At 72.2% G+C, this 13,219-nt stretch carries 15 protein-coding genes and 1 tRNA gene; 6 read left to right on the forward strand and 10 right to left on the reverse strand.

The genetic code is table 11. From position 1 onward, the window contains the following. Positions 1 to 25: 25 nt before the first annotated feature. The 9 genes from NFC98_RS06120 to bioB all read right to left on the reverse strand — a co-directional run bounded on the left by NFC98_RS06120 (position 26) and on the right by bioB (position 7,481). Positions 26 to 1,057: an alpha/beta hydrolase gene (locus NFC98_RS06120; RefSeq protein ID WP_254277230.1), complete on the reverse strand. Its 1,032-nt coding sequence runs from the start codon at positions 1,055 to 1,057 to the stop codon at positions 26 to 28. After that, complete coding sequence (locus NFC98_RS06125; RefSeq protein WP_254277231.1) at positions 1,054 to 1,359, reverse strand: helix-turn-helix domain-containing protein; 306 nt, start codon at positions 1,357 to 1,359, stop codon at positions 1,054 to 1,056. Before NFC98_RS06125 ends, NFC98_RS06120 begins: the two co-directional genes overlap by 4 nt. A gap of 28 nt (positions 1,360 to 1,387) precedes the next feature. Beyond that, complete coding sequence (gene bioA / locus NFC98_RS06130; RefSeq protein WP_254277232.1) at positions 1,388 to 2,683, reverse strand: adenosylmethionine--8-amino-7-oxononanoate transaminase; 1,296 nt, start codon at positions 2,681 to 2,683, stop codon at positions 1,388 to 1,390. A gap of 102 nt (positions 2,684 to 2,785) precedes the next feature. Continuing rightward, positions 2,786 to 2,870: transfer RNA gene (locus tag NFC98_RS06135), tRNA-Leu, on the reverse strand. A 44-nt stretch (positions 2,871 to 2,914) separates the two neighbouring features. After that, positions 2,915 to 3,616, reverse strand: coding sequence for a dethiobiotin synthase (gene bioD / locus NFC98_RS06140; RefSeq protein WP_254277233.1), 702 nt, complete (start codon positions 3,614 to 3,616; stop codon positions 2,915 to 2,917). 1 nt (position 3,617) lies between these two features. Then, complete coding sequence (locus tag NFC98_RS06145) at positions 3,618 to 4,427, reverse strand: methyltransferase domain-containing protein (protein WP_254277234.1); 810 nt, start codon at positions 4,425 to 4,427, stop codon at positions 3,618 to 3,620. Then, positions 4,424 to 5,155, reverse strand: a complete 732-nt coding sequence (locus tag NFC98_RS06150; protein ID WP_254277235.1) for an alpha/beta fold hydrolase — start codon at positions 5,153 to 5,155, stop codon at positions 4,424 to 4,426. The genes NFC98_RS06145 and NFC98_RS06150 overlap by 4 nt, the downstream gene beginning before the upstream one ends. Next, positions 5,152 to 6,333, reverse strand: a complete 1,182-nt coding sequence (gene bioF / locus NFC98_RS06155; protein ID WP_254277236.1) for an 8-amino-7-oxononanoate synthase — start codon at positions 6,331 to 6,333, stop codon at positions 5,152 to 5,154. The genes NFC98_RS06150 and bioF overlap by 4 nt, the downstream gene beginning before the upstream one ends. Before the next feature lie 2 nt (positions 6,334 to 6,335). Beyond that, positions 6,336 to 7,481 (reverse strand): biotin synthase BioB, encoded by a 1,146-nt coding sequence (gene bioB, locus NFC98_RS06160; protein WP_254277237.1) that lies wholly within the window; start codon positions 7,479 to 7,481, stop codon positions 6,336 to 6,338. A gap of 70 nt (positions 7,482 to 7,551) precedes the next feature. Between bioB and NFC98_RS06165 the strand changes: the two genes are divergently transcribed. Together NFC98_RS06165 and NFC98_RS06170 are read left to right on the forward strand one after the other, a co-directional pair. Then, positions 7,552 to 8,268, forward strand: a complete 717-nt coding sequence (locus tag NFC98_RS06165) for a ComF family protein (RefSeq protein WP_254277238.1) — start codon at positions 7,552 to 7,554, stop codon at positions 8,266 to 8,268. 51 nt (positions 8,269 to 8,319) lie between these two features. Then, positions 8,320 to 9,306: a serine/threonine protein kinase gene (locus NFC98_RS06170; protein ID WP_254277239.1), complete on the forward strand. Its 987-nt coding sequence runs from the start codon at positions 8,320 to 8,322 to the stop codon at positions 9,304 to 9,306. Between the two features lie 67 nt (positions 9,307 to 9,373). Here the strand turns inward: NFC98_RS06170 and NFC98_RS06175 are convergent, their stop codons facing one another. Then, entirely contained in the window at positions 9,374 to 9,919 is a 546-nt protein-coding gene (locus NFC98_RS06175) for a hypothetical protein (protein WP_254277240.1), read from the reverse strand. A 346-nt stretch (positions 9,920 to 10,265) separates the two neighbouring features. Between NFC98_RS06175 and folE the strand changes: the two genes are divergently transcribed. The 4 genes from folE (at position 10,266) to NFC98_RS06195 (ending at position 13,206) form a co-directional block, all read left to right on the forward strand. After that, positions 10,266 to 10,823 carry a GTP cyclohydrolase I FolE gene (gene folE / locus NFC98_RS06180; RefSeq protein ID WP_254277241.1) on the forward strand — a complete coding sequence of 186 codons (558 nt, stop codon included), beginning with the start codon at positions 10,266 to 10,268 and terminating at the stop codon, positions 10,821 to 10,823. A 24-nt stretch (positions 10,824 to 10,847) separates the two neighbouring features. Then, a complete protein-coding gene (gene folX / locus NFC98_RS06185; RefSeq protein ID WP_183333578.1) occupies positions 10,848 to 11,252 on the forward strand; it encodes a dihydroneopterin triphosphate 2'-epimerase in 405 nt (134 codons plus the stop codon). A 111-nt stretch (positions 11,253 to 11,363) separates the two neighbouring features. Then, on the forward strand, positions 11,364 to 11,681 hold the full coding sequence (locus NFC98_RS06190; protein ID WP_254277242.1) for a hypothetical protein: 318 nt from the start codon (positions 11,364 to 11,366) through the stop codon (positions 11,679 to 11,681). 67 nt (positions 11,682 to 11,748) lie between these two features. Continuing rightward, entirely contained in the window at positions 11,749 to 13,206 is a 1,458-nt protein-coding gene (locus NFC98_RS06195) for an NAD-dependent succinate-semialdehyde dehydrogenase (RefSeq protein WP_254277243.1), read from the forward strand. The last annotated feature ends 13 nt before the right edge of the window (positions 13,207 to 13,219 follow it).

Genomic DNA, 13,219 nt, shown 5'->3' on the forward strand with positions numbered 1-13,219 from the left:
GGCGGGCGACGATGCCGCCCGCCGTTCAGCGGCAGAGGGCGTCGCGGGCCTGGGCCGGGGTTCGCTCGTGGCCGGAGGGCAGGGCGGCGGCCGGGTCACGCAGCCAGGCGGCGAGGTCGGCCTCGGTGCGCTCCCGCCGGGTGTAGCGGGTCAGCATGTGGTAGCCGTCCGGGTAAAGCGCCAGGCGCCAGCCGGGGACGTCGTCGCCCCGCTCGGGCAGCCGGTCCAGCAGCGCGCAGATCGCCTCGGGGGGGATGACCTGGTCCTCGTCGCCGTAGAGGATCAGCGCCGGGGCGGGCAGCCGGCGGGCGGCCTCCAGCGCCAGGTCCATGGTCTCGCTGACGCCGTGCAGGGTATCCACTCGGGCGCGGCGCAGGATCAGCGGGTCCCGGGCCAGGTGATCGATGATCTCCGGGTCGTCGGTGGGCCGGATGCCGAGCCGGCGCACCGCGTTCGCCGAGAAGCTCACCGAGGGGATCAGCCGCACGCCGAGCCACAGGGAGGCGCGCTGGTACCAGGGCATGGCGTCCAACCCCCACACCGCCGGCGCCACCAGCACGCTGCCGGCTAGCCCGGGCGGCGGGTCGTCGGCCAGCGTAAGCAGCACCACCGCCGCCCCCATGCTCTTGCCCAGGAGATAGAGCGGGGTGTCCGGATGACGCTCGCGCAGCAGCTCGACGAGCAGCCGGACGTCGTCGGTGAGCCGCTGGTGGCCGGGCCAGATCCGGCGCTGGTCGGTGAGGCCGAACCCGCGCTGGTCGAAGGCGTAGGTCGCGATGCCGTGGGGCGCGAGCGCCTCGGCCATCACTGCGAAGCTGCCGGCGTGGTCGTTGAAGCCGTGCACGGCCAGCACAAGGGCGCGGGGCTCGCCCTCGGCGGGCCAGTGGCGTAGCGGCAGCCGGTAGCCGTCCTCGGCGATCACCCGGTGGGGCTCGAGGCTTGCCGCGTCGGTGCCCGGGCCGGGCTGCTGCTGAAGGGCCTGGCCGCAGCCGGCCAGGCTCGCCGCCAGCAGCAGGCCCGCCAGCGCTCCCGCCGCGCCCCTGACCGGGCGGCTCACGGCGTCTCCGGATAGCCCAGGGAGCGCCTCAGGCGGTCGGCATGGGTCGCCACCCAGCGCGGGTCGATGGGCCCCCAGTCGCGGATCACGTAGCGGCCGATGTTGTGTCGCTCGCCCGCCTCGTGCACGAACTCGCAGGCGATATCCAGCTCGCCCAGCGCCGACAGGGTGTCCTGGGCGGTGCGTCGCGGCATGCCGGTGGCCGCGGTGATGGCGGGGACGCTGGCGGTGCCGTTCGCCACCAGGTGGGCAACGTAGAGGCGGCGGTAGAAGCTGGACTGGGTCTTGCTGATGGCGGTCATCGGGTGGCTCGTCGGGGAGTGGCCCGTCCTATCCTAGCGGCCCCGTGCGGTGAAACCAGCCCTTCATCACGTCGGTGATGCGCCGCATGTCGGCCTCTGAGGTGACGTAGGCCGGCATGGTGTAGAGCCAGCGGCCGATGGGGCGCAGCCAGACGCCCTGCGCCCGGGCCCAGTCGCCGACGCCGGCGAGGGTCGAGGCGTCATGGGCCTCGATCACCGCGGTGGCGCCCAGCACGCGGATGTCTGCCACCGCCGGGTGGGCGGCCAGCGCCTCGTCCATCACCAGTTCCTCGTGCAGCACCCGGTTGAGCGTGGCGATCCGGCCCAGGTAGTCCTCCTCCTCGAACACCGCCAGGCTCTCCAGGGCCACCCGGCAGGCCAGCGGGTTGCCCATGAAGGTGGGGCCGTGCATGAAGGCGTGCTCGGGGGAGTCCCCGATGAAGGCGTCACGCACCCGGTCGGTGGCCAGCGTCGCCGCGTGGCCCAGATACCCCCCGGTGAGCCCCTTGGAGAGCACCATGATGTCGGGGGTGACGTCGGCGTGGTCGGCGGCGAACATCCGCCCGGTGCGGCCGAAGCCGGTGGCCACCTCGTCGAACACCAGCAGCACGTCGAACTCGTCGCACAGTGCCCGGGCGCCCCGTAGGTAGTGGGGCGAGGTCATGTTGAGCCCGCCGGCGGCCTGCAGCAGCGGCTCCATCAGCAGCGCGGCGATCTCGTGGTGGTGGCGCGCCAGCACCTCACGCAGGGCGGCGAGGTCCGTTGCCACCGCCTCGGGCCGGGCGTCGAAGGGGGCGGTGGGCGCCGGGGCGAAGTGGTGGCGGGGCAGGTAGCCGGCGAACAGCGAGTGCATGCCCTCCTCGGGGTCGCAGACCGCCATGCAGCCGGCGGTGTCGCCATGGTAGGCCTTCATCAGCGAGAGCATCCGGTGCTTGCCGGGCCGGCCGCGCAGCTGGTGGTACTGCACGGCCATCTTCATGGCCACCTCCATGCCCACCGAGCCACTGTCGGAGTAGAAGACGTGGTCGAGGCCCGCCGGGGTGACCCGCACCAGCTCCCGGGCGAGCCGGTCGGCGGGCTCGTGGGTGAGGCCGCCGAGCATCACGTGGCAGAGCGCGTCGGCCTGCTGCTGGATGGCCCGGACGAGGCGAGGGTGTCGGTAGCCGTGGATCATGCACCACCAGGAGCAGGTGGCGTCGAGCAGCGTCTCGCCGCCTTCCAGCGTGAAGCGCGGCCCCTCGCCGCCGACCACCTTGGGCGCCGGGCGCTGGGTCTTGAGATGGGCATAGGGGTGCCAGACGGGGGAGTGGTCGTGATGGGTCATTACAGCCTCGGCAGAGGACAGGGAGTAACGAGCGGACGCGAGAAGGCGCCGCGCATCTCGGGGAGATGACGGACAGGAGTGCGTCGAGAGGGGGTGATGCGATGGTGCGGATGAGAGGACTTGAACCTCCACGCCCGAAGGCACCAGGACCTAAACCTGGCGTGTCTACCAATTCCACCACATCCGCACGGATAGGCAGGCGCAGTCATTTTACGGACGGCGACTCCCAAGTCAATGAGCATCGGGTAGTTCCAGATAATCGGCGGCGGCCTCGGCCATGGCCCTGGGAGTCGCCGTCGCCAGCCTCGGCACCACGCCTAGGCAGGGGGCGGGCAGGTGGTGCGCCAGGGTCGCCAGGTTGTCGCGGTAGAGGGCGTCGTCCGCGGCGAAGGCGGTGTCCACCAGGCTGCCCACCCAGCCGGCCAGGCGCAGGCCGGAGGCCGCGACCGCCTCGGCCGTCAGCCGCGCGTGGCCGATGCAGCCCAGGCGCAGGCCCACCACCAGGATCACCGGCAGCCCGAGCCGCACCGCCAGGTCGGCGAGGTCCTCGTCGTCGTTGAGGGGGACCCGCCAGCCGCCGGCGCCCTCGATCAGGGTCAGGTCCCGCCCCGCGGCCAGCGGGGGACGAACCCGCTCGATCAGGGTGTCCAGGCGCAGTGACACCCCGGCCCGCCGGGCCGCCAGGTGCGGGGCGATGGCGGGGGCAAAGGCGACGGGATTGACCGTGGCGTAGTCCACCGCGGGGTGGCTTTCGCCCTGGAGCGCCAGGGCATCGGCGTTGCGCAGGCCCTCGGGAGTGGTCGCGCTGCCCGAGGCCACCGGCTTGAGGCCCAGGGTGGTGAGGCCGGCGCGGCGGGCGCGGGCCAGCAGGCCGGCGGTGATCAGGGTCTTGCCGGCGTCGGTGTCGGTACCGGTGACGAAGAAGGCGCTCATCTCAGGCGTGAAGCTCCAGGGTCAGCAGGCGATAGGTCACGGGCAGGCCATCGGGTTCGCGCAGGGCCTCATAGCGACGTGCGGCGCGGGCCAGGTCGGTGCGGGTCAGGCGGGCGCCGGGGCGCGCGGCCTGGGCGCCGACCCCCTTGATGGAGGCCATCACCGCGGCCAGGTCCGGGTAGTGGAAGCGCTGGGTGCTGGCCTCGACCTGGACGCGGGAGAAGCCCGCCAGTCGTGCCGCACGGCGGTGGCGATCGCTCCCCTGGAAGCCCAATAGGGCGGCGGGGCGGCCGGGTCGTGACCAGGCCCGGCTTACCTCCTCCAGGGTGCCCGGCCCTAGGGTATTGATCAGCGCGCGGCCCCCGGGGCACAGCACCCGATGCAGCTCCGCGAGCGTCCCTTCCAGGTCCGGGCACCACTGCAGGGCCAGGTTGGAGAACACCAGGTCCAGGGCGGCATCGGGCAGCGGCAGGGCGGCGGCGTCGGCGCAGAGCCAGCGGACCCGGTCGCCGTGGCGTCGGCGGGCCTCCTCGAGCATGCCCGGCGCCAGGTCGAGGCCGGTGACCGCGCCGCCCTCGCCGACGCGGCAGGCCAGGCGGGCGCTCCAGTGGCCCGGGCCGCAGCCCAGGTCGAGGACCGACGAGGCGCGTTCGGGCAGCCGGGCCCAGAGGCGCTCGCCCATGACGCGCTGGGCCTCGGCGAGGCGCGCGTAGTCCGACGCGGCCCTTGAGAAGGCCCGCGCCACGCGGCGCTGCCAGTCGGCCGCTGGCGCCGGATCATGGGCGCGGGGCAGGGCGCTGGCGGCGGTCATGCCGGCGCCTCCTCGGCGGGTGCCGACCGGGCGGCCCGCATGTCGCCGGTCATCGCCGCCAAGGCCTCGGCCAGGGCCGCCGGCCGCGACAGCATCGGGCAGTGGCCGGCGTGGTCGAGGACCCGGTCGGCGCCGGCGATGGCGGCCGGGGGCAGCAGCGGGTCGTGGCGGCCGGCGAGGCGCCGCACCGGGCAGGGGGCGTCGGCCAGCACGCGCGATACATCGAGCGCGGCGAGCTGGTCGAGGCCCGCGGCCAGGGTGGCGGGGTCGACGTCGTCGACCAGGTCGAGCAGGCGGCGATGGGAAGCCCGCGGGTCGGGCTCGCCGCCGAGCTGCCAGCGCAGGAAGTGGCGACGGGTCGCCGCCGGGTCCCGGGCGAAGGCGCGGCGGAAGGCGGTAAGCTCCGCGCGGGTGACGCCTTCGGGGTCGCAGAAGCGTGTGCCGATGCCGAGCAGGATCAGCGCACGGGGAGGTGGCAGCCTGGCGAGCAGCGCCCCGGCCAGCAGCCCGCCCAGCGACCAGCCGATCCAGACGGCATCGGCGGACAGGTCCACCGCCATGGCCTCGGCCAGTCCGGCCAGGCTGCCCGGCGCCGCCAGCGGGGCGCGGGCGCCGTACCCGGGCCAGTCCGGCGCGGTGACCGTCACGTCACCCGGCCAGTGGTCCGCCAGCGGCCGCCAGATGCCGGCGTCGACGCCCCAGCCGGAGAGCAGCACCAGCCGCGTCATGGCGTGAGCTCCCGCCGGTAGGCGTCATGGGCCTGGCAGGCCGCGAGCCCCTCGAGCAGGGCATCGAGGTCGGCCTCGGTGTGGGCGGCGGAGAGGGTGATGCGCAGCCGCGCCTGGCCGCGGGGCACCGTGGGCTCGCGGATGGCGCCGACCGAGAGCCCATGCTCTGCCAGCCGGGCCGCCCAGGCCATCACCCGGTGGCTCTCGCCCAGCACCAGCGGCTGGATCGGCGTGTGGCTCTCCGCCAGCGGCAGCCCCAGGGTCGCCGCCTCGCGGCGGAAGCGGGCGATCCGCGCACCCAGCCGGGCGCGGCGCTCCGGCTCCTCGGCCAGGAGCTCCAGGGCCCTGAGGGTCGCCGCCGCCACCCCGGGCGGCTGGGCGGTAGTGTAGACGTAGGGGCGGGCGAACTGGATCAGGTGTTCGATCAGCTCGCGGCTGCCCGCCACGAAGGCGCCCGCGGTGCCCAGCGCCTTGCCCAGGGTGCCCACCAGCACCGGCACGGCGTCGATGCCGTGGGCACGGCCCACGCAGCCGTCGCCGACCTCGCCGATCACACCCAGGCCGTGGGCGTCGTCGACCATCAGCCAGGCGCCGTGTCGGCGCGCCGTCTCGGCCAGCCCGGCGATATCGGCCACGTCGCCGTCCATGCTGAACACGCCATCGCTGACCACCAGCCGGGGGGCGTCGGCCGGGCTGCGGGCCAGCAGGCGGTCGAGGTCGGCCAGGTCGCCATGGTGGAAACGCCGCGAGGGGGCCCCGGCCAGGGCCGCGCCGTCGAGCAGCGAGGCGTGGTTGAGGCGGTCCTGGAAGACCCGGGTCTCGCCATCGCAGAGCGCCTGGAGGGTGCCCAGGTTGGCCATGTAGCCGGTGGAGAAGAGCAGCGCCCGGGGGCGCCCGGTGAGTGCGGCCAGCCGCGCTTCCAGCGCCTCGTGGACCGCCAGGTGGCCGCTGACCAGGTGCGAGGCCCGGGCGCCGGCGCCAAAGCCCCGCGCGCCTTCCGCCATGGCCTCGGCCAGCCGCGGGTCCCGAGCCAGGCCCAGGTAGTCGTTGCCGGCGAAGTCGCGGCCCTCGGGCGCCTCGCCCGCGGTGCGGCGCTGTCGCCACAGGCCGGCCGATCGGCGGCCCCGGGCCCGGGCGGCGAGGCGAGTTGGCCAGTCGGCACTCATGCTCGGGGGCATGGTCAGTCGCCGCTGGCGAGGGTGGCGTCGTAGGCGAGCGCCTCGGCCCGGGCGGCGGCCTGCCGGGCTGCGCGGCGGGCGAAATCAGCCTCGAGCTCATTCTCCACCCGGGCCCGGGCGCGGGCGTCATCGACGCAGGTGTCCCTGCGCTCGGGATGCAGGCCCAGCCGGGCGAACAGTGCCCGGTCCCGTTCCGCCCGGGGATTGCCGGTGGTCAGCAGCTGGTCGCCATAGAAGATCGAGTTGGCCCCGGCCAGGAAGGCCAGCGCCTGGGTGGCATCGTCCATCTGCTCGCGCCCGGCCGAGAGGCGCACGTGGCTGGCCGGCATCAGGATGCGCGCCACGGCGATGGCGCGGATGAAGGCGATGGGGTCCAGGTCCTCCACGTCTTCCAGGGGCGTGCCCGGCACCTTGACCAGCATGTTGATCGGCACCGACTCCGGGTGAGGCTCCAGGCGCGTGAGCTGCTGGAGCAGGGCGGCGCGGTCGCGGGGCGCCTCGCCCATGCCCAGGATCCCGCCCGAACAGACCTTCATGCCGGCATCGCGCACGTGGCCCAGGGTCGCCAGGCGGTCGGCGTAGGTGCGGGTGGTGATGATCTCGCCGTAGAACTCGGGCGAGGTGTCCAGATTGTGGTTGTAGTAGTCGAGCCCGGCCTCGGCCAGGCGGCCGGCCTGGCCGGCGTCCACCATCCCCAGGGTCATGCAGGTCTCGAGCCCCAGCGCCTTGACCCGGGCCACCATCTCCAGCACCACGTCCAGGTCCTTCTCGCGGGGGCTCTTCCACGCCGCGCCCATGCAGAAGCGGCTGGCGCCGGCATCTTTTGCCGCCCGGGCCTGTGCTACCACCTTCTCGACCTCCAGCAGCTTCTCCCTGCCCAGGCCGGTGTTGTAGTGGCCCGACTGGGGGCAGTACTTGCAGTCCTCGGGGCAGGCCCCGGTCTTGATGGAGAGCAGGGTGGAGACCTGCACGGCGTTGGGGTCGAAGTGGTCGCGGTGCACCTGCTGGGCGCGGAACAGCAGGTCGTTGAAGGGCAGCGCGAACAGCGCCTCGATCTCGTCGAGGGTCCAGTCGTGGCGAATCGCCGCCGGGCTGGCTAGGGTCTGGGTATCGGTGCCGGTGGGCGCGTCGTGGGGCACAGGGGTCATGGGAGGCTCGCCTATGGTCAACTTTTCTGGGGCTATGAAGTTGACGGACAGCTTAAGGCGGCTGCGGCACTTGTCAACCTCGGGAATCCTCAAGGTTGACGAAGCGCTGCGGCGCGCCCTGCCGGGCCGCTGCGCCTTCTGCCTTGCGCCGGCCCTGGGCGAGCGCCCCTGGTGTGCGGCCTGCCACGAGGCGCTGCCCTGGAACCTGCCGGCCTGCCCGCACTGTGCCGAGCCGCAGCCGGGGGCCCTGGCCGGGCGGCCCTGCGGGGCCTGCCTGCGCCGGCCGCCGGCCTTCGACCGGGCCCGGGTGCCACTGCGCTACGAGGCCGAGGTGAGCGGGCTGGTGCAGCGCTTCAAGTTCCACGCCTCGCCGCGGGCCGGGGCGATCCTGCTGGCCCTGCTGGAGGAGTCACTGACGGCCTCGGCGCGGGCCTTTCCCGGGGCGCTGATGGGGGTGCCGCTGCATCCTGCCCGGGCGCGGGAGCGGGGCTTCGACCAGGCCGACTGGCTGGCGCGGCGGCTGGCCCGGCGCCTGGGGGTCCCGCACCGCGTCGCCCACCGTCGGCGCGATACCCGCAGCCAGCGTGGCCTGGACCGGAGCGAGCGGCGTGCCAACCTGCGCGGGGCCTTCGCGGTGCCGGGACGACTGCCGCCCCGCCTGGTGCTGCTGGACGACGTGATGACCACCGGCGCGACCCTGGATGCCCTGGCCCGAGCCTGCCGGCGGGCCGGGGCCGAGGAGATCGAGGTGTGGGTCCCGGCGCGAACGCCGCTCCACGCCCCCTGAGCGCGCCGGCTCTGTTAGGATGCCCCCTTTGGCCCTGCCCGGAGTCATGCCATGGAACGCACCCCCCATCCCTTCGCCGAGCTGTCGCCTGCCCGGGTGGTGTCCGCCGTGGAGTCGCTGGGCTTCTGGCTGCCCGGCGAGCCCTTCGCGCTCAACAGCTACGAGAACCGCGTCTACCTGATCCACGATGACGAGAGGCGGCGCTGGGTGGTGAAGTTCTACCGCCCCGAGCGCTGGACGGATGACCAGATCCAGGAGGAGCATGACTTCCTGGCCGAGCTGGCCGCCGAGGAGGTGGCGGTGGCCGCGCCGTGGTGCGACGAGGCGGGGACGAGCCTGCACCGGGCCGAGGGCTTCCGCTTCGCGCTCTTCCCCCAGCTGCCGGGCCAGGCGCCGGAGCTGGAGAATCCCGCTCACCTGTTCGTGCTCGGCGAGCTGATCGGAGCGGTGCATGCGGTGGGGGAGCGCTCGCGCTTCGTCCATCGCGCCACCCAGGACCTGGACCGGATGGTGCTCGAGGCCCGCGAGGGCGTGCTGGACAGCCCCTGGCTGGATCGGCGCCAGCGCGAGGCCTATGGCCGGATCACCCTGGCCCTGCATGAGCGCCTGGCCCGCCACGCCTGGCGCCCGGCGCAGGCGATCCGCGTGCACGGGGATTGCCACATCGGCAACATCCTGGGGCGCGACGAGGCCTTCGCGCTGGTCGACTTCGACGATTGCCTGATGGCCCCGGCGGTGCAGGACCTGTGGATGCTGCTCACCGCCGAGCAGGACGAGGAGCGCCACATGCAGCTCTCCGAGGTGATCGAGGGCTACGAGCAGCATCGCGAGTTCGACCGCCACGAGCTCTCGCTGGTCGAGCCGCTGCGCACCCTGCGGCTGCTGCGCCACAGCGCCTGGCTGGTCGCGCGCTGGGAGGACCCGGCCTTCCCCAGCGCCTTCCCCTGGCTGGCGGATGCCGGCTACTGGGACGGCCATATCCGCCTGCTGGAGCAGCAGCGCCAGGTGCTGGAACGCGCCCCGCGCTGGCTGGCCTGACGCGCCGCCCGAAACGCGAGACGCACCCCGTGGGGTGCGTCTGCATCATGCCGTGGCGTTGCCGCGGTTACCGGTCGGGGTCGGGCTGCTCGGCGGGGATCGGGTTGGCCACTCCGCTACCGTCGGCCTGGCGGCGCTGCTCGTTGATCTGGGCGGAGGGGTTCTCCTGCTCCTCGATCACCAGGTCGCTGGCCAGCCGCAGCTCGAAGCCGTGGTCGGGGGTCAGCTCGCAGCGGCCATCCTGGCAGGCCGCCACGCCGTAGCTGCCGTCGGCCTCGTAGGCGGCGGAGGACATCTCGCCGCTGTAGATGTCGCTGTCGGCGCCGTCGGTGGCGATGCAGGTGACGGCCTTGGTGGTCACGCGCAGGCGCTCGCCCTCCACGCGGGCGTCGCCGATCATCACGCAGTGGTCCGGCAGCTGGTGGGAGCCGCGGCCATCGGCCACCGGGCGCATCAGGATGTCGTCACGGCGGGGCTCGTCCCGGTCCAGCGTCAGGCTGTCGATGACCTGCACCTCGATCCGGGCATCGGCGGGCAGCTCGAGGCTCGCGCCGAAGGCCAGGGAGGGCATCAGCAGGGCGGCCAGCAGCAGTGTCTTGGGGGTCTTGATCATGTCGGGCTCTCGAAGAGGTGACGTGGCACAGCATGAGAGGCTCCGATTCTAGCACAGCGGAGTGAGCTTCAGGCAGCGCAGGGGGCGGGGGGGTGCGGCAGGTTGTCACGTGGTGGGGCCCGGCCTGGCCATCCTGCGGCGCGGGTGGCGGCCGCGGAGGGGGCCTGCGCCGGCGGGAACCATGCGCTAGAATGCAGGGTTCCCGAGGATTGATATTGTACAGGATTAATTTCTTGTATATCTTCTGTACATGAATGGCCGTTGCGACGGTCCGATACCCGGCCATGTCGGCTCCGCCGACCCGACACGGCCATGCCGCATGACGACAACCGATGGGGCCCCCACGATGACCGAAGAACTCGCCAACCACTATCGGCAGATCATCCTCGCCCTGGGCGAGGACCCGGAGCGTGAGGGCCTGCGCGACACGCCGAAGCGCGCCGCCAAGGCGATGCAGTTCCTCAACCGCGGCTACGTGCAGTCGCTGGAGGAGATCGTCAACGGGGCGGTCTTCGAGTCCGAGACCGACGAGATGGTGCTGGTCAAGGACATCGAGCTCTACTCCATGTGCGAGCACCACCTGCTGCCCTTCATCGGCCGCTGCCACATCGCCTACCTGCCCCGCGGCAGGGTCCTGGGTCTCTCCAAGTTCGCCCGCATCGTCGACATGTATGCCCGGCGCATGCAGATCCAGGAGAACCTCACCCGCCAGATCGCCGAGGCGGTGCAGCGGGTCACCGATGCCCGCGGCGTGGCGGTGGTGATCGAGGCCAAGCACATGTGCATGATGATGCGCGGGGTCGAGAAGCAGAACTCGAGCATGACCTCCTCGGTGATGCTGGGGGCCTTCCGGGAGAACCAGTCGACCCGCCAGGAGTTCCTGACCCTGATCAACGGGCGCTGAGTCACGCCATCCAAGGAGACCGCCATGCCGCTGCACGCCATCGACGACCAGCACTTCGACCACGACCTGGCGACCATTCGCATCAAGAACCTCCGCCTGCGCACCTACATCGGCATCAAGGAGGAGGAGATCAAGAACCGTCAGGACGTGGTGATCAATGCGGTGATCCGCTACCGGGCCGACAAGGCCGTGGCCTTCAACCATATCGAGCAGGCGCTGAACTACCGCACCATCACCAAGCAGGTGATCGCCCACGTGGAGGAGAACCGCTTCCTGCTGCTGGAGCGCATGACCCGCGAGGTGCTCGACCTGGTGATGGCCCACGAGCCGGTGCTCACCGCCCAGGTGGAGATCGACAAGCCCCACGCCCTGCGCTTCGCCGATTCCGTCTCGGTCACCCTCTCCGCCACGCGGGAGCCTCGCCGCTAGCCCCTGTCGCAGGAAAAGCGCGCGATACCCGACCCCGGTGCTTGGAGCATCGGGGTCTTTGCGCTTAGCATGGGGGGCAGCTTCGAAGCCCACTGATATCGGGAGCCTTGCTTGGACGGCGACAACGCCACTCGTTCCCCCGCACGCCGACGCTATTCCCCGTGGGCCATGGCCGCCATCGTCACGGCACTCTTCGCCCTGCTGCTGCAGGGCGGCCTGGTGCCGCTCAACCTGGCCGCCGCGCTGATGGCCCTGGTGGGACTGCGACAGATTCGCCGCGAGCCCGAGCGCTACATCGGGCGCGCCTTCTGCTGGCTGGCCATCGTCCTGGTGCTGGTGCTGGCGCTCCTCACGGCCATGGTCGAGCCGATGGCCCCCGCCGTGCTTGATGACGTCATGGTGCCCGACGACGGGGCCGGCAGCCGATGACCCGGCCCCGCCACGCTCTCGCTTGCCTATCCCCATAACAACACCGCATCGCGGTCAGGAGACCCTCATGGAAGCCCTCAAGGAAACCCAGCTCTACTGTCCCTTCGCCTACATCGACGGCAGCTGGGTCGCCGCCGACAGCGGCGAGCAGATCAAGGTCGTCAACCCGGCTACCGGTGAGCCCATGGGCGACGTGCCGCGCCTGGGCCGCGCCGAGACCGAGCGCGCCATCGAGGCCGCCCACGCGGCCCTGCCGGCCTGGAAGGCGCTGACCGCCCAGGAGCGCGCCGACATCCTGATGAAGTGGCACGACCTGATGCTCGAGCACCAGGACGACCTGGCGATGATCATGACCTTCGAGCAGGGCAAGCCGCTCAAGGAGGCCGCCGGCGAGATCGCCTACGCGGCGAGCTTCCTGCGCTGGTTCGCCGAGGAGGCGCGGCGCGTCTACGGCGAGACCATTCCCGCCGCCAAGGCCAACCAGCGCATCGTGGTCACCAAGCAGCCGGTGGGCGTGGTCGGCGCCATCACCCCGTGGAACTTCCCGGCGGCGATGATCACCCGCAAGGCGGGCGCGGCCCTGGCCGCCGGCTGCACCATCGTCTGCAAGCCGGCCAGCCAGACCCCGTTCTCGGCCACCGCGCTGGCGCTGCTGGCCGAGCGTGCCGGCGTGCCCCGCGGGGTGTTCAACGTGGTGCCGGGCCGGGCCAGCGAGATCGCCGCGGCCATGACCGAGTCGCCGCTGGTCCGCAAGATCACCTTTACCGGCTCCACCGAGGTGGGCCGCGAGCTGATGGCCAATGCCGCCCAGCACATCCAGAAGATCTCCCTGGAGCTCGGCGGCAACGCGCCGTTCATCGTCTTCGAGGACGCCGACCTGGACGCCGCGGTGGAGGGCGCCATGGCCGCCAAGTTCCGCAACGCCGGCCAGACCTGCGTCTGCACCAACCGCTTCCTGGTGCAGTCCAGCGTGGTCAACGCCTTCTGCGAGAAGCTCGCCGTGGCCATGAACAGCGAGCTGAAGGTGGGCGACGGCACCCAGGCGGGCATCAACATCGGCCCGCTGATCGACGAGAACGCGGTGGCCAAGGTCAGCGAGCACGTCCAGGATGCCGTGAACCACGGCGCCGAGCTGCTGCTGGGCGGCCACCCTCACCCGCTGGGCGGCAACTTCTTCTCGCCGACCCTGGTCAGTTTCGCCAACGCCAGCATGAAGGTGGCCCACGAGGAGACCTTCGGCCCGCTGGCCGCGGTATTCCCCTTCGATGACGAGCAGAGCGCGGTAGAGATGGCCAACGACACCGAGTACGGCCTCGCCGCCTACTTCTACTCCCGCGACCTGGGCCGCGTGTGGCGCGTCGCCGACGCCCTGGAGTACGGCATGGTGGGCATCAACACCGGCCTGATCTCCAACGCCGCCGCGCCCTTCGGCGGGGTCAAGGCCTCCGGCCTCGGCCGCGAGGGCGGCCACCAGGGGCTCGAGGAGTTTCTCGAGACCAAGTACCTCTGCATCGATCTGGGCTGATAGCGCCTAGCTG

Source organism: Halomonas sp. 3H (genome assembly GCF_024206005.1).
Classification (GTDB): Bacteria; Pseudomonadota; Gammaproteobacteria; order Pseudomonadales; family Halomonadaceae; genus Halomonas; species Halomonas campaniensis.